Origin of the sequence: Nocardioides anomalus (assembly GCF_011046535.1) — a bacterium.
Classification (GTDB): Bacteria; Actinomycetota; Actinomycetes; order Propionibacteriales; family Nocardioidaceae; genus Nocardioides; species Nocardioides anomalus.
Genome location: NZ_CP049257.1, coordinates 4,338,498 through 4,356,730, shown reverse-complemented (window position 1 = coordinate 4,356,730; position 18,233 = coordinate 4,338,498). Strand labels below are relative to the sequence as shown.

General features: G+C 72.1%; 17 protein-coding genes and 1 tRNA gene. 9 read left to right on the top strand and 9 right to left on the bottom strand.

What is annotated here, in order from left to right; all coding sequences use genetic code 11:
• Position 1 precedes the first annotated feature (1 nt).
• Positions 2-1,432, bottom strand: coding sequence for a helix-turn-helix domain-containing protein (locus tag G5V58_RS21685; RefSeq protein ID WP_165237189.1), 1,431 nt, complete (start codon positions 1,430-1,432; stop codon positions 2-4).
• A 98-nt stretch (positions 1,433-1,530) separates the two neighbouring features.
• Here G5V58_RS21685 and G5V58_RS26490 point away from each other — a divergent pair, with 98 nt between their 5' ends.
• Positions 1,531-1,659, top strand: a complete 129-nt coding sequence (locus G5V58_RS26490) for a hypothetical protein (protein ID WP_268991243.1) — start codon at positions 1,531-1,533, stop codon at positions 1,657-1,659.
• 295 nt (positions 1,660-1,954) lie between these two features.
• On the opposite strand, the gene G5V58_RS21680 is transcribed toward G5V58_RS26490, so the two are convergent.
• The gene (locus G5V58_RS21680; protein ID WP_165237187.1) at positions 1,955-3,793 is read right to left on the bottom strand and encodes a phosphoenolpyruvate carboxykinase (GTP); all 1,839 of its coding nucleotides are present in this window, start codon (positions 3,791-3,793) and stop codon (positions 1,955-1,957) included.
• A 271-nt stretch (positions 3,794-4,064) separates the two neighbouring features.
• Here G5V58_RS21680 and G5V58_RS21675 point away from each other — a divergent pair.
• A tRNA-Arg gene (locus G5V58_RS21675) sits at positions 4,065-4,137 on the top strand.
• A 114-nt stretch (positions 4,138-4,251) separates the two neighbouring features.
• Positions 4,252-5,607 (top strand): helix-turn-helix domain-containing protein, encoded by a 1,356-nt coding sequence (locus G5V58_RS21670; protein ID WP_165237185.1) that lies wholly within the window; start codon positions 4,252-4,254, stop codon positions 5,605-5,607.
• 236 nt (positions 5,608-5,843) lie between these two features.
• Here the strand turns inward: G5V58_RS21670 and G5V58_RS21665 are convergent, their stop codons facing one another.
• A complete protein-coding gene (locus G5V58_RS21665; RefSeq protein WP_165237183.1) occupies positions 5,844-7,367 on the bottom strand; it encodes a phospholipase D-like domain-containing protein in 1,524 nt (507 codons plus the stop codon).
• A gap of 250 nt (positions 7,368-7,617) precedes the next feature.
• Between G5V58_RS21665 and G5V58_RS21660 the strand changes: the two genes are divergently transcribed.
• From G5V58_RS21660 to G5V58_RS21650, 3 genes are read left to right on the top strand one after another with little or no spacing between them, the layout of a single operon-like run.
• On the top strand, positions 7,618-8,442 hold the full coding sequence (locus G5V58_RS21660) for a phosphatase PAP2 family protein (RefSeq protein WP_230486833.1): 825 nt from the start codon (positions 7,618-7,620) through the stop codon (positions 8,440-8,442).
• A gap of 51 nt (positions 8,443-8,493) precedes the next feature.
• Positions 8,494-9,000 carry a SigE family RNA polymerase sigma factor gene (locus tag G5V58_RS21655; RefSeq protein ID WP_230486832.1) on the top strand — a complete coding sequence of 169 codons (507 nt, stop codon included), beginning with the start codon at positions 8,494-8,496 and terminating at the stop codon, positions 8,998-9,000.
• Entirely contained in the window at positions 8,987-9,556 is a 570-nt protein-coding gene (locus tag G5V58_RS21650; RefSeq protein ID WP_165237181.1) for a hypothetical protein, read from the top strand. Before G5V58_RS21655 ends, G5V58_RS21650 begins: the two co-directional genes overlap by 14 nt.
• A 4-nt stretch (positions 9,557-9,560) precedes the next feature.
• Here the strand turns inward: G5V58_RS21650 and G5V58_RS21645 are convergent, their stop codons facing one another.
• Both G5V58_RS21645 and G5V58_RS21640 read right to left on the bottom strand, forming a co-directional pair.
• Positions 9,561-9,911 (bottom strand): MmcQ/YjbR family DNA-binding protein, encoded by a 351-nt coding sequence (locus G5V58_RS21645; RefSeq protein ID WP_165237179.1) that lies wholly within the window; start codon positions 9,909-9,911, stop codon positions 9,561-9,563.
• A 9-nt stretch (positions 9,912-9,920) separates the two neighbouring features.
• On the bottom strand, positions 9,921-10,544 hold the full coding sequence (locus tag G5V58_RS21640) for an HAD-IA family hydrolase (RefSeq protein ID WP_230486831.1): 624 nt from the start codon (positions 10,542-10,544) through the stop codon (positions 9,921-9,923).
• A gap of 91 nt (positions 10,545-10,635) precedes the next feature.
• Here G5V58_RS21640 and G5V58_RS21635 point away from each other — a divergent pair, with 91 nt between their 5' ends.
• Positions 10,636-11,442 (top strand): hypothetical protein, encoded by an 807-nt coding sequence (locus G5V58_RS21635; RefSeq protein WP_230486830.1) that lies wholly within the window; start codon positions 10,636-10,638, stop codon positions 11,440-11,442.
• 21 nt (positions 11,443-11,463) lie between these two features.
• On the opposite strand, the gene G5V58_RS21630 is transcribed toward G5V58_RS21635, so the two are convergent.
• The 3 genes from G5V58_RS21630 to G5V58_RS21620 form a co-directional block, all read right to left on the bottom strand.
• Complete coding sequence (locus G5V58_RS21630; protein WP_165237173.1) at positions 11,464-12,153, bottom strand: hypothetical protein; 690 nt, start codon at positions 12,151-12,153, stop codon at positions 11,464-11,466.
• Positions 12,154-12,346: 193 nt separating this feature from the next.
• Positions 12,347-14,467 carry an MMPL family transporter gene (locus G5V58_RS21625; protein WP_165237171.1) on the bottom strand — a complete coding sequence of 707 codons (2,121 nt, stop codon included), beginning with the start codon at positions 14,465-14,467 and terminating at the stop codon, positions 12,347-12,349.
• A gap of 52 nt (positions 14,468-14,519) precedes the next feature.
• Positions 14,520-15,674 carry a PQQ-dependent sugar dehydrogenase gene (locus G5V58_RS21620; RefSeq protein ID WP_165237169.1) on the bottom strand — a complete coding sequence of 385 codons (1,155 nt, stop codon included), beginning with the start codon at positions 15,672-15,674 and terminating at the stop codon, positions 14,520-14,522.
• Positions 15,675-15,697: 23 nt separating this feature from the next.
• On the opposite strand from G5V58_RS21620, the gene paaK reads away from it, so the two are divergent.
• Entirely contained in the window at positions 15,698-16,990 is a 1,293-nt protein-coding gene (paaK, locus tag G5V58_RS21615; RefSeq protein ID WP_165237167.1) for a phenylacetate--CoA ligase PaaK, read from the top strand.
• Between the two features lie 4 nt (positions 16,991-16,994).
• Here paaK and G5V58_RS21610 read toward each other — a convergent pair whose 3' ends face one another.
• Positions 16,995-17,630, bottom strand: coding sequence for a RodZ family helix-turn-helix domain-containing protein (locus tag G5V58_RS21610; protein WP_165237165.1), 636 nt, complete (start codon positions 17,628-17,630; stop codon positions 16,995-16,997).
• 179 nt (positions 17,631-17,809) lie between these two features.
• On the opposite strand from G5V58_RS21610, the gene G5V58_RS21605 reads away from it, so the two are divergent.
• On the top strand, positions 17,810-18,232 hold the full coding sequence (locus G5V58_RS21605) for a hypothetical protein (protein WP_165237163.1): 423 nt from the start codon (positions 17,810-17,812) through the stop codon (positions 18,230-18,232).
• Position 18,233: the final 1 nt, after the last annotated feature.

The window sequence follows — 18,233 nt, the reverse complement described above, 5'->3', positions numbered from 1 at the left end:
GTCAGAACCGCCCCGCGGGCGCGTGGTGCGGCGTCTGCTGCGGGCTGGTCGCCGGCTGGGTCACGACAGGCAGGCGCGCGCTGAGGCCGGTCGAGGCGGCGGCCCGACGGAAGGCGTCAGCCGACTCCGCGAGCAGCCCGGCCTGCGCAGCCAGGGTGCCGAGCTCGAACCACATCTGGGCCGCTTCGCGGTCGGCACCCGCGCCGGTCAGCAGCATGATGGCCTGCCGGTACGACGCCTGGGCGCCCTCGCGGTCGTCGAGCGACCAAGCGGCCTGGCCCAGGAGCGTCAGCGCCTCGGTCCGGATGATGACGAGGTCGTCGTCGGCCGTGGCGAGCACGGCCTGGGCGACCGCACGGCATTCCTCGGCCTCTCCGGCCATGAGCATCGCCTTCGCCTGCACGATCTGGTTGCGCGCTCGGTCCGCGGGGCCGGCCTCGCTCCAGTCGAGCTCGGTGTCGGCCAGGCGGAGCTGCTCGCGGGCGTCGTCCAGCTGCGGCTCGTCGGTCTGCAGCTGGATCCACACCATCTGGGTGCGGAGTCGACCGAGGTCGCGCACGCGCTCGGTGGACTCCAGCAGGTGCAGTGCTCGTTTCGCGAGCGTGAGCGCCTCGGCGACGTCGCCGGAGTTGGCGCGGATGGTGGAGGCGTTCCAGTACGCCGACGCGCGCGCAAGGGGAGAGCTGAGCCGCTCGGACTCGGCGATGGCACGGTCACACAGCTCAGCGGCCTCAGCGGTTCGGCCGGACATGTAGAGAGCGGCGGCCAGGGTCACGGCTAGGCGGACGCCCTCCTCGCTCGCGAGGACACCATCGGCCATGTCGCCGAGCTCGCCTCGAGCACACGCGATGGCGCGCTCGAGCTGGCCCTGCTCACGCCAGATGCGGCACAGCGCGGTCGCTGCCTTGAGTCGGATGGCGGGATCGCTCACGTCCGCGAGCAGCGCCTGCATGGCCTGGGCGGCCTGGGGCTGGCCCAGGGTGTCGAGGGCAGCAGCCTCGACGTAGCGAGCGCGATTGCGTCCGCCTGGAACGTTGTCCAACGAGACGGAGGTCAGGGCGTCGCGCACCTGGAGCAGAGCCTGCTCCGCCTCGCCGCCCACCAGGGAGAGCTCCGCGTGGTCCAGTTGGAGCTCGAGGCGCCGGGCGTCCTCCCAGCCCTCACCGATGACCAGGAACTCGACCGTCACGCCGAGGCGCTCTGCGAGGGATCCGAGCAGCTCGGGACCTGGGCGTCGCTGGCCGGTCTCGATGCGCGACAGGAAGGCGATCGATGCCTCTTTGCCGGCCAGCTCGGCCTGGGTCAGGCCGAGCGACACGCGCGTGGCCTTGATCCGCGCCCCGAGCTGGGAGGGGTCGACGGTGGTCAGCGCGTGAGCCAACTCAGGAGCCATACACCACATCTTGCCCTGAAATGTGCTGATTCGTGTCAATTCCCTCGATTTGGTGACGCCAGAACTGGCGCGAGGCGCTTGCCTGTTCTTGACTCGTCGGTGTGGGAGGGACCCACACAACTCTGAGGGAGCACAACATGAACCGCAAGCCCGCCCGTCTCGCCGTCGCCACCCTGGTCGCCGTTCTCAGCGTCTTCGGCCTCTCGCAGGCTGCCCCCGGCGGCGTGGCCTCGGCCCGCACCGGTGGCAGCGGCTGGTGCTGCTGATCATCCACAGCTGAACAGCAACGGGGCTGACGGGCCGTCTCGGGGGACACGGCCCCCTTCAGCCTGCCCGGACACTGGTTCAGGCCAGTGCTGGCGATTGCCAGGATTTGCCTTATAGTTCCCGTGTTGGCTCAGCGCGACCTGTCAGTGCACAGGCCCCCCACGCGCGAGACTTCGTCAGGAAAGTGTCCTGGCGCCGGGAGCCCCCCACACGCACCCCCGGCGCCGGACATCCTGATCCCATGAGTCGGCCCCCGACGCGTTCGCGTCGGGGGCCTTCTCCATGTCGGTGCGCTCAGGCGTCGAGCCGCGCCTTGAGGCCGTCGAGCTCGGTCCACAGCACGGTGGGCAGCTGGTCGCCGAACTTCTCGAACCACTCCTGGATGCCGGGCAGCTCCGCGCGCCACTCCGCGGGGTCCACGGCCAAGGCGGCGGCGAGCGCCTCCTCGGTCATGTCGAGCCCGTCGACGTCGAGGGCGCCCGGGGCCGGCACGTGGCCGATCGGGGTCTCCACGGCGGCAGCCTGGCCGTCGATGCGCTCGACGACCCACTTCAGGACCCGGCTGTTCTCGCCGAAGCCCGGCCACAGGAAGCCGCCGTCCTCGTCGCGGCGGAACCAGTTGACGTAGAAGATGCGGGGCAGCTTGGCCTCGTCGTTGTCCTTGCCCATCTGGATCCAGTGGTTGAAGTAGTCGCCCGCGTGGTAGCCGATGAACGGCAGCATCGCCATCGGGTCGCGGCGCACCACGCCGACCTGGCCGACCGCGGCGGCGGTGGTCTCCGAGGAGAGCGTCGCGCCGAGGAAGGTGCCGTGGGCCCAGTCGCGGGCCTCGAAGACCAGCGGGACGGTGTCGCGGCGGCGACCGCCGAAGAGGATCGCGTCGATCGGGACGCCGCGCGGGTCGTCGTACTCCGCCGCGAGGATGTCGCACTGCTTGATCGGGGTGCAGTAGCGGCTGTTGGGGTGGCTGGACAGCTCGTCGCTGTCCGGCGTCCACGGCTCGCCCTTCCAGGAGGTGGCGCGGGCCGGCTGGTTCTCCAGGCCCTCCCACCAGATGTCGCCGTCCTCGGTGAGCGCGACGTTGGTGAAGACCGAGTTCCCCTTGTTGATGGTCTTCATGGCGTTGGGGTTGGTGTGCTCGTTGGTGCCGGGCGCGACGCCGAAGAAGCCGTACTCCGGGTTGACCGCCCACAGCCGGCCGTCCTCGCCGATCTTCATCCAGGCGATGTCGTCGCCGAGCGTCTCGACCTTCCAGCCGGGGACGGTCGGCTCGAGCATCGCGAGGTTGGTCTTGCCGCAGGCGCTGGGGAACGCCGCCGCGACGTACTTCGTGACCCCCTGCGGGCTGGTCAGCTTGAGGATCAGCATGTGCTCGGCCAGCCAGCCCTCGTCGCGGGCCATGACGCTGGCGATGCGCAGGGCGTAGCACTTCTTGCCGAGCAGCGCGTTGCCGCCGTAGCCGGAGCCGAAGGACCAGATCGCGCGCTCCTCGGGGAACTGCACGATGTACTTGGTGTCGTTGCACGGCCACGACACGTCCGCCTCGCCCTCGGCCAGCGGGTGGCCGACGGAGTGGATGCAGGGCACGAAGTCGGCGTCGAGCTCGGTCATGCGCTCCAGCACCTGCGAGCCCATCCGGGCCATGACGCGCATCGAGGCGGTGACGTACGCCGAGTCGGTCAGCTCGATGCCGAACATCGGCTTCTCGGCGTCGAGGTGACCCATGACGAACGGGATGACGTACATCGTGCGCCCGGCCATGCAGCCGTCGTACAGCTTGCGCATGATGGCCTTCATCTCGTCCGGGGCCATCCAGTTGTTGGTGGGCCCGCAGTCCTTCTCGTCGACCGAGCAGATGTAGGTCCGGTCCTCCACGCGCGCGACGTCGATCGGGTCGCTGGCGGCGTGGAAGGAGTTCGGCTTGAGCTCCGGGTTGAGCCGGGTGAAGGTCCCGGTCGCGACGAGCGCGTCGGTGAGCTCGGTCCACTCCTCGTCGGAGCCGGTGCACCACTGGATGCGGGCCGGCTTGGTCATCGCGGCGACCTCGGCGACGAAGTCGAGGATCCCCTGGTGCGTCGTCGGGGCGCTGCTCGTGAGCGTCGTGTCCGTCGGTGCGTCCTGCGTGGCTGTCATTCGTGTCCTCGTGCGGTTCGCGGTGGGAGGGCTCGCGCGGCAACGTTGTCGGCGACTCGGAGGCCTCGGACGCTACATCTGTACGGAGCCCGGACATATTGGATCGGTCCAAGCCCCATGACCTGGATCACACTGCTCCCGGCGCCTCGTCCGGCGGCTGGCGAGCGGGCACCACGGCCGTTCGGCCGGGGCGGTGCAGGCACGATTCGGAGCCGCCGGGACGCTCGGCTATCCTCGTGCGAGTCCCTCGGTACGACAGTGCCGTGGACGAGCGCCCGTAGCTCAACGGATAGAGCATCTGACTACGGATCAGAAGGTTTGGGGTTCGAATCCCTACGGGCGCGCAGAGCATCTCCACCCGTTCTCCAGCCGCAGTCGACCTCGGTCGGTTGCGGCTGTTGCGTCTCCGGGCCGAGCGTGCCGAGCGTCCCCACAGGGAGCCCGTGCACAATGTGCGCGTGCCGGACGACCTCGCTGAGCTGTTGGCGACCGTCGAGCCGGTTGCCCTGGGGGCACGGCTCAAGCAGGCTCGCCTGCTGGCGGGACTGACCCAGACCCAGCTGGCGGACGGCGCGGCGAGCGTCGGCTACGTGTCGCGGATCGAGTCCGGCCAGCGGCGCCCGGACCTCTCCGTGCTGCTCCGGTTGGCCGAACGGCTGAACGCCTCACCGCTGGCCCTGCTCACCGGTGCCCCGGACCCCACGCTGACCCGGATGCAGGTGGCGCTGGACCACGCGGAGCTGACGCTGCGGGGCGGATCGCCGGACGCCGCGCTGCTGCAGCTCGAGGAGCTCCTCGCGGCGTTGGCGGCCACCCCCGTCGCGGACACCGGGCTGGTGCAGAGCGCCAGGCTCACCCACGCGACCGCCCTGGAGGCGACGGGGCGGCTCGACGAGGCGATCATCGCCCTGGAGGACTTCCGGGCCGAGGTGGGCGACCGCTCGGCCGACTCGGTGCGCGCGGCGGTGGCGCTGAGTCGCTGCTACCGCGAGAGCGGAGACCTCGGCCGCGCGGTGGAGACCGGCGAGCGGGAGCTCGAGGCGCTGCAGGGGCTGGGGCTGGAGGGCTCCGACGAGGCCGTGCAGCTCACGGTGACGGTGGCGGCGGCGCACTTCCTGCGCGGCGACGCGGCCCACGCGGCCCGGTTGTGCCGGCGCGCGATCGAGCGGGCCGAGGAGCTGGGCACGCCGGTGGCCAAGGCGTCGGCGTACTGGAACGCGAGCATCGTGGAGTCCGAGCGCGGCGCGGTGGCCGCGGCCGTCCCCCTGGCCGCGAAGGCCCTGCGGCTGCTCGAGGACGCCGAGGACAACCGCAACCTCGCGCGCCTGCGCTCCGAGCTCGGCATCCTCCTGCTGCGCCTGGACCCGCCGGAGGTCGAGGAGGCCCGCACCAACCTCGAGGCGGCCGAGGCCATGCTGTCCTGGTCGAGCGCCAGCCAGGTCGACCTGTGCCGGAACCGCCTCCACCTGGCGCGGGCCGAGCTGCTCTCCGGCGACGTCGAGGGCGCGCGCGAGGCCGGCCGGGCCGTGCTGGTGGACCTCCCCCGGGGGGTCGCGCGGTTGGACGTGGAGGTGCGGCTGTTCCTGGGTGAGGCCGCGGCAGTCGCGGGTGACGACGCCGACGCGGCCCGACAGCACGCCGCCGCCGCCGAGGCGCTCGAGGCCCAGGCCCAGGACCGCTCGGCCGCCGAGCTGTGGTTCCGGCTCGCCGCGTCGCTGGACGAGGCGGGCTCGGTGCACGAGGCGCTCGACGCCTACCGCCGCGCGGCCGCCTGCAGCGGGATCGCGCCGTCGCGCGCCCGCACCGACGCGTAGGCCGCTGTCCTCCCTGGGCAGACAGCGGCCGCAGCGGACCGCAAGAAGTTGCCGGTGGCGGGTAACAAATGTGCCAACGGTCTGAGATGATCGAACGGCCTCGTCGAACGGCCCCCCCCGTTCGTCGAGGCACACCGCTCGCGGCGGACCGTGCACGTCGACACGGTCCGTCGCGAGCGGTACGAACGGGGAGCGGCTTCCGGTCTCGGCGGAAGTGCGCCCGTCCTCGTGTCCGGCTAGTCGTCTTCCCAGTACGGGCCGGCCGCGGCGGCGCCGTGGTAGACCAGCGACGGGTCGATGACGACCCTCTTGCGGGTCACGGTCCGGTAGGTGACGACCTTCTCGCCGTCCGGGCCCATGCGCACGACGGGCACGCGGAAGTGCAGGTACGTCGTGGTGTAGGCGTTGCGGGAGTTGCCCGGCTTCCACATGAAGTCGAAGTTGGCCTGGTACTGCCGCACGACCCTCTTGCCCTGGATGCCGACCAGGATCTCGTCGTTCACCGAGCCGAGGGCGCCCCAGTTGGAGGAGCCGGTGAAGACGACCTTTGCGTGGGGGTTCCCGTCGTAGTTCCCGTCGATGATCAGGATCTTCTGGTGGGAGTAGTAGTCCAGGGTGAGGTCGAGCTTCCCGTCGGGGTTCTTGACCTCCTGGTCCGGGTGGTAGTCGAAGCTCGAGGCGCGCAGCGGCATCCGGCCGCGGATGGTCTTGGCGCCCAGGTGCGGCTTGGTCTTGCCACCCACCAGGCCGAAGCTGAAGCGCGCCGCGCAGCCCTCGGCGAACTTGCGGCGGTAGGCGTCGGCCAGGTAGCTGCCGCGGCGCCCGCGGATGGTGTGCATGTTGACCGACAGCTTGGTGCGCACGCGCGAGCCGTCGGGCTGCACGGTGATGCACTGGACCTTGTCCAGGATCTGCACGATCGGGTCGTTGACCGGGCCGACCAGGCGCGGGAACGTGACGGTGGTGCCGAAGTCGACCGCGTCGTTGCAGGCCACGCCGTCGGCGGGGACGCCGCAGAACGTCGGCAGCGGCGGCTGGGCGACCTCGTAGTCCTTCTTCATGTCGTCGAACAGCGCGACGTACTGGTTGAAGAGGTCCTCGCGGCCGGCGCTGAGGTACAGGTCGTTCCACTGGTGTCGCGCGGCGTTCATGGTCAGGTTGTGCGAGCCGAAGAACAGCGCGTACTTGGACTTGCCGGTCTTGGTGAACGTGTAGAACTTCGAGTGCAGCAGCCGGTTGCGGTTGTCGGTGCGGCAGCCCGAGTGGCACTTGTAGATGAAGTCCTTCTTGTCCCGATCGGTGCCCAGGCGCGCGCGGAGCATCTTCATCGCGCGGGTGTCCTGGTGGTCGTTGAGCAGCAGCTGCACGTGCACGCCGCGGTTGCGGGCCGCGATCAGCCGCTGGGCGACCGGGATGCGGTCGAAGGAGTAGAGCGCGATGCGGATGTAGGAGCCCTTGCGGGTGTTGTCGATCGCGCGGACGATCTGACGCTCGATGCGCAGCCGCGCGGTCCAGTTGCCGCGGGGGTTGTTGAAGTAGGCGCCCTCGGGGACGGAGTAGCGGTGGCCGCCGCCCTTCCCGCCCTTCCCGCCCTTGCCGCCGCCCTTGAGGATCAGCGGGGACGGACTGGTCGGCGCGCTGGTGGCGGCCGGGCCGTCGAACGACGCATCGCCGTCGGCGGCGTGGCCGGGCGCGGAGCCCAGCGTCAGTGCCAGCACCGCCGAGACGGCGGTCGCCACGAGGGCAGGGACCTTCTTCACGTGCACCCCAATCTGCCGGAGACTCCCTCCGCACTACCGAAGACGCGCGGACGGGGCCGGAGGTTCGCTCTCCCAGCTGGCATTGTGCGACGCGGTTCGCGGTACTGCCTCATCGGCAGGGACGAGAGGGTCCCGGCGTGCCCCCGATGAGCCCTGAGGTCTGGAGCGGTCAGATCAGGGTCGAGTTGGGGACATACCCAGTGGCGTTCCGGTGTTGGGACCCGATAGACCAGCGGGAGGAGGTGTCTTGATGACGATGGTGCACCCCGGCCAAGCGCCGAACCCGGTACGCCGGACGGCAGGCCGCGCCCTGTCGCGCACCGTGGACCGGGTCGGTCCCGCGGCGCTGTCGGCGCTGCGCGAGCTGGTGCTGGTGGCGGTGCTCTTCGAGTTCTACCGGCTCGGTCGCCTGCTCGCCCGCGACGAGGTCGTCGACGCCCGCCACCACGCCGAGTTCGTGCACCGCCTCGAGCACGTGCTGCGGCTGCCCTCCGAGGCCGACCTGCAGGCCCTGGTCCCCTCCGACGCCTGGCTGCACGCGGCTAACGTCTACTACGTCTCGGTGCACTTCCCGGCGATGATCGCGTTCCTGGTCTGGGGCTACGTCTTCCGCCCCCGCTGGGAGTACGTCTGGGCGCGCAACCTGGTCATCGCGCTCACCGGCGCCGCGCTCGTGGTGCACATCCTCTACCCCCTCGCACCGCCGCGGATGTTCCCGCAGTGGGGCTTCGTGGACACCATGGCCGTCCTCGGCCCGGATGCCTACGCCGGCGCGAGCGGCGACCTGGCCAACCAGTTCGCGGCCATGCCGAGCCTCCACGTGGGCTGGGCGGCCCTCATCGCCTACGTCCTGCACCGGACCGGGCCCAAGTGGCTGGCCTGGGTCGCCACCCTGCACCTGGCCCTCACCGTCGTGGTGGTCGTCGTGACCGCCAACCACTACTGGATGGACGGCGTCGTCGCCCTGGCCCTGCTCGCGGTGGCCAGCCGCATCGTGCGGCCCAAGGTCCCCGCGGACGACGCGGGCGAGCAGCCGACCACGCTCGCGCTGTCGCGGGAAACCGCTCACCGCTGACAACCCGACCGCTCCGGTCGGCGTTCAGACGGTTGTGACGAGGAGCAGACCGTGATCAGCGGCCGGGACAAGCGTGAGTTCGAGGCCTTCGTGGCCGCGTCCTCGGACCGGCTGGTGCGCACGGCGTACCTCCTGACCGGCGACGCCGGGCACGCCGAGGACGTGGTCCAGACCGCGCTGCTGCGGACCGCTCGCCGGTGGCGCACGGCCCGGTCCGCGCCCGAGGCCTACGCCCGGACCGTCGTGGCCAACCTGGCCAAGGACCGGTGGCGCCTGCTGGGCCGCCGGCCCGCCGAGGCGCCGCTCACCCTCGACGTGCCTCTCCCGGACGCCGAGCCCCTGCTCGACCGCGACCTGCTGGTCCGGGCCGCGCGCGGGCTGCCGGAGGGGCAGCGGGCGGTGCTCGTGCTGCGCTTCTTCGACGACCTGTCGGTCGAGGAGACCGCGCGGACCCTCGGGGTCAGCACCGGGACCGTCAAGTCACAGACCTCGCGCGCCCTCGCCGCCCTGCGGGTCGCGCTCACCACCCCGAAGGAGAACGCCGATGCTCACCGATGACGACCTGCTGCGCGAGCTGTCCGCCGCGATGAGGGACGAGACCGCCCACCTGAGGTACGCCGGGCGCGTGCCCGCCCCGCGCCGGTCGCTGGCCGCGCCCCTGACCGCCGTACCCGTCGCCGCCGCGGCCGCCGCCGTCCTGGTGCTGCCGCAGCTCGACGGCGGCACGCGCTCCGCGGCGCCCGCCGTACCGGTGACCAGCCCCAGCGCCAGCGCTGCGCCGACGGGCACGCCCACCGCGCCCGCCCTCGTCACCGACACCCTCGAGCTGGCCGGGATGACCCTGAGCTACCGGCACGCCGAGGGCACGCCGTCGCCGGCCGAGCTGCTCTTCCTCGGGGTCCGGCCGCCCGCCGACGCCCGTGCGGTCGACCTCACCGGAGCGCCCGACACGGGCTGGCTGGTCAAGGCCTGGGTCGGCACCAGCCCGGAGATCGGGAAGGAGGGGCTGTTCGTGCAGACCCGCGACGAGGGGATCGGTCAGTACTCCTTCTTCACCGCCGACGGCGTCAGCGCCGACGACTGGGAGCAGATGATCACCACGGGCTCCAACTAGCGGCTCACACCGGCAGCCGGTCCGCGCGGGCCTCCACCAGCGCGGCCGGCGCCGTCAGCCGCCAGGCCTCGAAGGTCAGCTCGGCGAGCTCGTCGCGCTCCAGCCCGTCGAGGCGGCACACCACCCACCCGAAGCCGCCACCGGTGAACTGCACCTCGAAGACCTCCGGCCGCTCGGCCACGAGGGCCGCCTGCTCGGCGATGGTCTGCTTGAGGCCGACCGTGCTGGTCCGCGGCCACAGGTAGCCGAAGGTCCGACCGCCGGTGGTGTACGCCGACCAGTGCTCACGGTCGCGCTGCCCCACGTCGTCGAGCTGGCGGACCAGCTCCACGAAGTCCGCGATCGCGCACGCCACGGGGGCACGCTAGCCACTCGTGAGGAACCCCGGCAGCACGTCCAGCGTGGGGTGCTCGGCCACCGGCGGGTGGTCGGGGTCGCCGTCGAGACCGACCCGGTTGTGCCACCACACGTCCAGCCCGGCACCTGCCGCGCCGGCCAGGTCGTAGCGGGAGCCGGCCACGAACAGCACCCGGTCCGGGGCCAGGCCGAGCTCGTCCGCGGCCCGGAGGTACGCCGTCGGGCGCGGCTTGTAGGCGCCGGCCTCCTCCGCGGTGACCACGACGTCGAACGGCACGCCCACCCGGGCCGCCGCCCGCCGCCCCAGCGGCACCGAGCAGTTGGTGACCACGCCGACGCGGGCGTGCTCGGCCAGGGCGGCCACCACGCCCGGCGCCTCGGGCCAGGGCGCGAGCTCGTCCCAGCGCCGGACCAGCTCGCCCGGGAGCCCCGGGTCGAGGCCCTCGTCCGCGGCCGCCCGGGCGACCAGGTCCTCGTACGGCACGTAGGCGCCGGTGGCGTAGGTGATCGCCAGGTAGCGGTGCCGCCACCGTCGACCCGTCGCCTCGTCGCCGGCCACGTCGTCCCAGAGCGACCACGAGTCGAGCAGGGCGGAGAGCAGGTCGAAGAGGACGGCGTCGTAGCGGGGCACGGTGTGACGGTGCCCACCCGGCGGTGCGGACCACCGGTGACCGGGGTTGGCTGACGCCACGGCGTCTGTCCTAGGTTCGTGGACCGTGTCCGTGAGCAGACGATCCCTGTTGGGCGGCGCGGCGGTGGCGCCGGTGGCCGCGCTCGGCCTCCCGGAGCCGGCCCTGGCCGCGCACTGCGCGCCCCTGGACCACGTGGCGGGGCTCCTCGCGCACGACATGGTCGGCCAGCACGCCGGGCGCATGCACGGCGTGCCCTCGACGTACAACTGGGCCAAGGGTCCCCGCGTCGGCGTGGGCAACCACCCGGCGCGGCACGGGTTCACCGCGGTGAGCGCGTGGGGCCAGGTCTACGAGGACGCGGCCGGCAGCCCGGCGCGCAACGTGCGGGTCTCGTGCAAGGACATCGGGCTCTGGATCCTGTCCCGGCGCACGGGCAGGTGGCGCTCGGCGAACGCCTCCAAGCGCGTGAACGGCGCCAACTACGTCGAGGACTTCGCCGGCAACGCCAGCAAGACCGCCGACCTGCGCGACGAGCCGGGCGGCGCGGTGTCGGCGACCCTGGGCGGCGGCTGGAACTTCCACCTCTACTCCATCCGCGGCCGCGCGCCCATCGACCCGCACGACGTCGGCGGAGTGGTGGCGGTCTACTCGGCGCGGGTGATCATGGACGACCCCAACGGCCCCGACGAGCGGCACCTGGCCCGCTACCTGGCCAGCGCCGGCGCGGACTACTGGCTCGACCGGTACGTCGGCGCGCAGGCCGGCACCGTGGCCGACGTGGGCATCGGCAAGGCGCGCTACCTCACCAGCGAGTGGCTCACGCTGACCATGTCCACGCTGCCGCTGCGCAAGCTGGCCAAGAACCCGCCCACGATCTGTCTGCGCGGCCGGGGCTGACCCCGCGCACCGGAGGCGCCCTCAGCGCGCGACCGGAGCGGTGCTCCCCGAGCCCGCCGCGGCCGCGAAGCCCGTCCCGCCCGTGCCGTTGAGCGCGATGGTCTCGACGAGCAGCTGAGGGCTGTAGACGTAGGACGCCCCCTCGGAGAACGCGCACAGTCGGAACGTGTGGGAGCTCCCGGCCGCCAACGGCTGCAGGACGTCGAGCGAGCTCCCGGTGCCGGTGGCGCTGGCGCCGCCCTGCATGCGGTGGTCGAACCCGAACCCGCTCAGCGTGCTGCACGCCGTGTCGACGGCGTACCACGTGCTGGTGTACGTCGCCGTCGTGCTGAGGTACGCGAGGCCGGCGTGCACCGCGACGGCGTTGACGCCGGCGGGCAGCACGAGGGCGACGGGTGGGAGGACCTCGGTGGCGGAACCCGCGGCCAGGGGCTGCGGACCGGGCGGCTTGGTCGAGGAGGCGGCCCGGTTGAGGTAGGTCGTCGGCGACTGGCCGGCGAGACCGCCGGCGTTCGCGGCGCTGTCAGCACTGCCTGCCGTCGCCGCGTGGGCGACGGACAGCTTTCCCGCCTTCTTCTCGACGACCGAGGCGGCGATCTTCTTCACCGCCCCCTTGGTCAGTCCGGACGCGCTCGCGGTGCCGACGGAGCCGAGCACGAGCGCGACGACCGCGACGACGACCAGCGGCAGTGGGTGGGTGGGTCGCTTCACGGGTGTTCCTCTCGGGGGTGCCTGGACGGCAGGTCGGGCGCGGCCCCGTCAGGCGACCCTCGGCTCCCTTCGGGATGGGGGACGCGCCGCCCGCCCATCGTCGTGGACTCGGGACCTGCTCCGCGTGACCCGTTCGGGCCACGCGCGGGCCACCCCGACGTGCCGGTGCGGCTTCGCCGCCGAGCGACGGGCCCTAGACCTCCGCGGGCGCCGCTTCCCGCTTCTCGTCGCCGTGCCCCGGCCACCAGGCGGCGCGGCCGATGAGCGCGGTGAGCGCCGGGGTGAAGAACATCGAGGTGACGAAGGCCGAGACGATGATGCCGAAGGACAGCGCGAAGCCCATCGAGGACAGCAGGCTGTTGCCGGCGAGCATCAGGGAGCCGAAGGTGCCGGCCAGGATGACGCCGGCGGCGGCGATGGTCGGCCCGGCGTGCTTGACCGCCTCGGCGGCCGCGTTGCGGCTGTCGAGCCCCTCACGGGCCTCCTCGCGCAGCCGGGCCACCATCAAGATGTTGTAGTCGGTGCCGAGCGCGACCACGAACAGGTAGATGTAGATCGGCAGCAGGAAGATCAGCCCGGAGTCGCCCAGCAGGTTCTGGAAGACCAGGGACGTCGCGCCGAGGGTGGCGCCGAAGCCGAGGCCGACCGAGGCCATGAGGTACCACGGCGCGACCAGGCTCCGCAGCAGCAGGGCCAGGATGACGGCGATGATGAGCGCGGCGACCGGGAACACGACCGAGTAGTCGCGGTTCATCGCGGCCTGGAAGTCCACGAAGATCGACGTGGTCCCGCCGACCAGGGCCTCGGTGCCGTCGGGCGCCGCGTCGTGCGCCGCGGTGCGGATCGGGCCCTTGACGTCGGCGATCGAGGCGTCTGAGGCCGGGTCGCCGTTCAGGAACACGCTGTACGACGCCGTCGTGCCGCTCTTGGACGGCGTGGGCGGCCCGACCTGGGCCACGCCCTTCGCCGCGCTCAGCGCCGTGCCGAACTCGGTCATCGCGTCCTGGCCCAGCGGCTGGTCGTCGGTCGAGTGCAGCAGCACGACGGTGGGGTCGGTGGCGCCGGCCGGGTAGCCCTTCTCCAGGGTCTTGAGGGCGACGGCCGACTCCGCGGTGTCGGAGGTGCCGCTCGAGCCGAGGTCGAACGTCGGGTTGAAGGTCAGTGCGGCCAGGGCCAGCAGGGCGAGCACGCCGCCGGAGGCGATGGCGTAGCGGCCGGGGTGCCGGCCCAGGGAACGGCCGACGGCCTCGAAGCGCGCGGACTTGGGCTCGACGAGGTACTTCTTCGACGGCCAGAACAGCGCGCGGCCCAGCAGCGTCGCCAGGGCGGGGATCAGCGTGAGCGCGGCCAGCAGGGTCACCGCGACGGCGATGGCCAGGGCCGGGCCGAGCGAGCGGAAGATGCCGAGCGAGCTCAGGATCAGCGCCATGAAGGCGACGATGACCGCGCCACCGGCCGAGGCGATGGCCTCGCCGGCCCGCTCCAGGGCGTGGGCCACGGCCTCGCGCTTCTCCTCGCCCTCACGCAGGCGCTCGCGGTAGCGGAACAGGAAGAACAGCAGGTAGTCGGTGCCGATGCCGTAGAGGACGACGACCAGGATCGTCTCCACGTCGGTGCTGGCCTTGAGGTCGAACAGCTTGTTGGCGGTGGCGATCAGCCCCATCGAGATCGGGGTCAGGATCGCGCCGACGGTGACGATCGGCAACAGGCAGATCAGCACGCTGCGGAAGATGATCGCGAGCAGCAGCACGATGAGCACGACGGTGGCCACGCCCACGATGAGCAGCGCGTTGTTGCCGGACTCCTGCTGGTCGTAGCCCTGCGCGACCTGCCCGGTCACGCCGTACTGCAGGTCGCCGGTGACCGCGTCCGTCAGGTCCTCGCGCAGCTTCTCGACCGAGTCGAACGACGCGTCGTCGTAGCCCGTGACGTCGTCGGACAGCCCGACCACCGCGATCTGCACCAGGCCGTTCTCCGACGGCGGCGTGGCCTGGATGCCGGTGAAGGCCTTGCCCAGCTTGCCGTCGAGCCCGTCGACGACCTGCTGGATCTCGGCGGTGTCGGCCTCGCTCAGCTTCTCCCCGTCCTTGCGGTCGAAGACGACGATCGCGCCGGTGGTGTCCTCGGACGGGAACTCGTCGGCCTGCAGCTCCGCGGCCTTGATCGACTCGTAGTGGCGGGGCAGGAAATCCGCCTGGTCCTGGGTCGACTCGAACTTGGGGGCGAGCGCGACGACGAGGACGTAGATCACCACCCAGGCGGCGATGACGAACCACGGACGACGAGAGGCGAGGCGACCCAGAGCACCGAACACGTGGCCTCACGCTACCGGCGGTCGCCGACCGGTCGACACCGACTTTCGTATCTCAGAGGCTCACCCGGAGGATGCGGTCGTCCCCCTCCCGGGGAGTGGTGCGACCGTCGCGGTTGGAGGTCGTCACCCAGAGCGAGCCGTCGGGTGCGGCGACCACCGACCGGAGCCGCCCGTAGCGGCCGTCCAGGTGCCGCTCGGCGCGCCCGGCGTCGGGGCCGTCGAGGACCACCGACCACAGGCACTCGCCCCGCAGCGCGCCCAGCCAGGCGCGTCCGGCGGCCACCGCGACGCCGCTCGGCGAGCACTGGTCGACCGGCCACTGCGCGACCGGGTCGGCGTACCCGCCGGCGCCGTCGGAGCCCTCGACGTCGGGCCAGCCGTAGTCCTTCCCGCGGCGGATCAGGTTGAGCTCGTCGGCACCCTTGTCGCCGAACTCGGCGGCCCACAGCCGGCCCTGGTCGTCGAACCGCAGCCCCTCGACGTTGCGGTGCCCGAGGCTCCAGGTCCGGTTGCCGAAGGGGTTGTCCGGCGCGGGCGCGCCGGTGTCGGTGACGCGCAGCACCTTGCCGTTGAGCGACGCGCGGTCCTGCGCCGTGCCGGTGTCCTCGGCGTCGCCGGTGCTGACGTAGAGCCACCCGTCCGGACCGAAGGCCAGCCCACCGCCGTTGTGGTGCGTCGACGTCGCGATGCCGGTGAGGACCGGCTCGGGCGTGCCGAGGCGACCGTCGTACGTCGCGCGCACGACCCGGTTGTCGTCGTCGGTCGAGAGGTAGGCGTAGACCAGCCGGTTGCTCGCGAAGTCCGGGTGCAGGGCCAGGCCGAGGAGGCCGGTCTCGCCGCCCTCGTCGAGCCGGCTGCGCACGTCGAGCGTGGCCACGGTGTCGAGGCCCGACCCGGTGACCCGCAGCAGCCGTCCGGTGTCGCGCTCGCCGACGAGCGCGGACCCGTCGGGCAGGAAGGCGACGCCCCACGGCACGGCCAGGCCGGTGGCGACCTCGCCGGCCACGCGCGGTCGCGGGGCGGCACTGGCCGTGGGGGTCGGCGTGGGCGTGGGCGTGGGCGGGGCGCTGCTCGCCGGCGCGGTGGAGGGGGACGGGGCGGGGTTCGGCGTGCTCGTCGGGCCGGGGTCGGACTCCGAGGAGCACGCCGCCAGCGACACCGCGGCGCCGCCGATCAGCAGCCCGCGCCGGCTCGTGTGCAGCCCCATCCCGCGAGCGTAGGTTGCGGAGCATGACCACCGCCGACCTCGAGCCGATCGAGACCGCCTCCGTCGACGAGCTGCGCGCCCTGCAGACCGAGCGGCTGCGCTGGACGGTGCGCCACGCCTACGAGAACGTCGGGCACTACCGACGCGCGTGGGACGCGGCCGGGGTGCATCCCGACGACGTGCGCGAGCTGGAGGACCTGGCCAGGCTGCCGTTCACCACCAAGGCCGACCTGCGCGAGAACTACCCGTTCGGCATGTTCGCGGTGCCCCGCGAGCAGGTGGCGCGGGTCCACGCCTCGAGCGGGACCACCGGCCAGCCGACCGTCGTCGGCTACACCGCCGAGGACATCGACACCTGGGCCACCGTGATGGCCCGCAGCATCCGCGCGGCGGGTGGCCGGCCGGGCGACGTGCTGCACAACGCCTACGGCTACGGCCTGTTCACCGGCGGCCTCGGCGCGCACTACGGCGCGGAGAAGCTGGGCTGCACCGTCGTGCCGGTCTCCGGCGGCATGACCGAGCGGCAGGTCCGGCTCATCGTCGACTTCGGTCCCCGCGTCATCATGGTGACGCCGTCGTACATGCTCGCGGTCGTCGACGAGATGCGCCGCCAGGGCGTCGACCCGCGGTCCACCTCGCTGGAGATCGGGATCTTCGGCGCCGAGCCCTGGACCGACCAGATGCGCAGCGAGATGGAGGACGTGCTGGGCATCGACGCCGTCGACATCTACGGGCTGTCGGAGGTGATGGGGCCGGGCGTGGCCCAGGAGTGCGTGGAGACCAAGGACGGGCTGCACGTGTGGGAGGACCACTTCTACCCCGAGGTCATCGACCCGGTGAGCGGCGCGGTGCTCCCGGACGGCGAGCGCGGCGAGCTGGTCTTCACGTCGCTGACCAAGCAGGCCATGCCGGTCATCCGCTACCGCACCCGCGACCTCACCCGGCTGCTGCCGGGCACGGCCCGCACGATGCGCCGCATGGAGAAGGTCACCGGCCGCACCGACGACATGATCATCCTGCGCGGCGTGAACCTGTTCCCGACCCAGGTCGAGGAGCTGCTGCTCACCCTGCCCGCGCTCTCGCCGCACTTCCAGTGCGTGCTGACCCGGCCCGGCACCCTGGACGAGATGACGGTCCGCGTGGAGCGTCGCACCGACGCGTCGTACGACGACGGGGTGGCGGCCGGCGCCGAGCTCGAACGGCTGGTCAAGGCCACCATCGGCGTCTCCGTCGCGGTCCGGGTCGTCGACCCCGACGGCATCGAGCGCTCGGTGGGCAAGATGCGCCGGATCGTCGACGACCGCCCGGCCCGCTGAGCGGTCAGCCCAGCCAGCGCAGGGTGGCCAGGACCGACTCGACCAGCTGCGGGTCCTGCGCCAACGTGCCCGGGTCCAGGGTGAAGGTGAGGGAGACGACGCGACCGCTGCGCACCGCCGTGACGACGTAGTCCTCGGACTTGGTGCCCTTGCGGGTGGAGTGGACGTACGACGCGGGCGTGCCCTGCAGGTCGAGGTCCGGCAGCCGCTCGTAGGTGAGCCTCTTGTCGCCCTTGTTCAGCGACACGAAGGACGCGTAGAGGTCGTCGATGGTGGCATCGGGCCCGGCCAGGCTCGCGTTGTCGATGAGCAGCAGCGAGTCGCTGCGCCCCGGCCCGCGCGCCGCGGAGGAGAACTCGGCGGGGGCCGAGTCGGGCTCCCAGCCGGTGGGGGCTTTCACGGCCACGACGGTCTGGGCGAGCTCGGGACCGGCGGCAGCGGCCACGGTCTCCGAGGGGGTGGTCGGAGGCGAGGAGGCGGGCTCGCTGCTGCCGGTGGCGGAGGGCGTGGGGTCGGCACTTGCGCCGGTGCTGGCGCCCGTGTTGGCCGAGTCGTCGGAGCCGCCCCCGCAGGCCGCCGCGCCCAGGGCCAGGGTGGCCACCAGGGCGGGCCCGGCGAGGCGTCGTACCGTCTGGATCACGGGTCCCTCCTGTCACACGCGGGCACAGCGGTCAGCCTGGGACCGCGAACGCGTCCTCACCGTAACCCGACGGTCCTGACCACCTCCTGGTTGCACGGCCTCTCGGGTTTTGCGTCCGCGGAGGCCGGGTAGCAGAGTCTTTGCCCGGCACTTCGCACACCTCTCGGGAGCACACAGCAATGGCCAACTTGTTCGGCGACATCGCGGCGATGGTGGACCGCCTCGTCGAGTTCGGCATCTCCGAGAGCCTGGCTGCGCAGCTGAAGTCGTTCCTGACCGACAGCGCGGACCAGCTCACCGACCAGAAGCCCAACACCGTCTCGCACACCGCGTTCGGTGGCACTCCTGGGAGCGTCCAGCTGGCCAGCGACGCCGGCAAGGCCCGTGCGCACGTGGTCGAGGCGCTCAAGGACATGGCGAGCGGTCTCGACGGCTACGGGCAGATCATCCACCAGCTGTACGTCGACGCGAAGGACACCGACGACGCGGCCGAGGCGGACTTCATCGCCCAGACCAAGAAGGCCGACTCGATGATCCCGGTCTCCTTCGCGGCCGCACACCCGCACAGCCACGGACACGGTGGCCACGGAGGAGGGAGCTGAC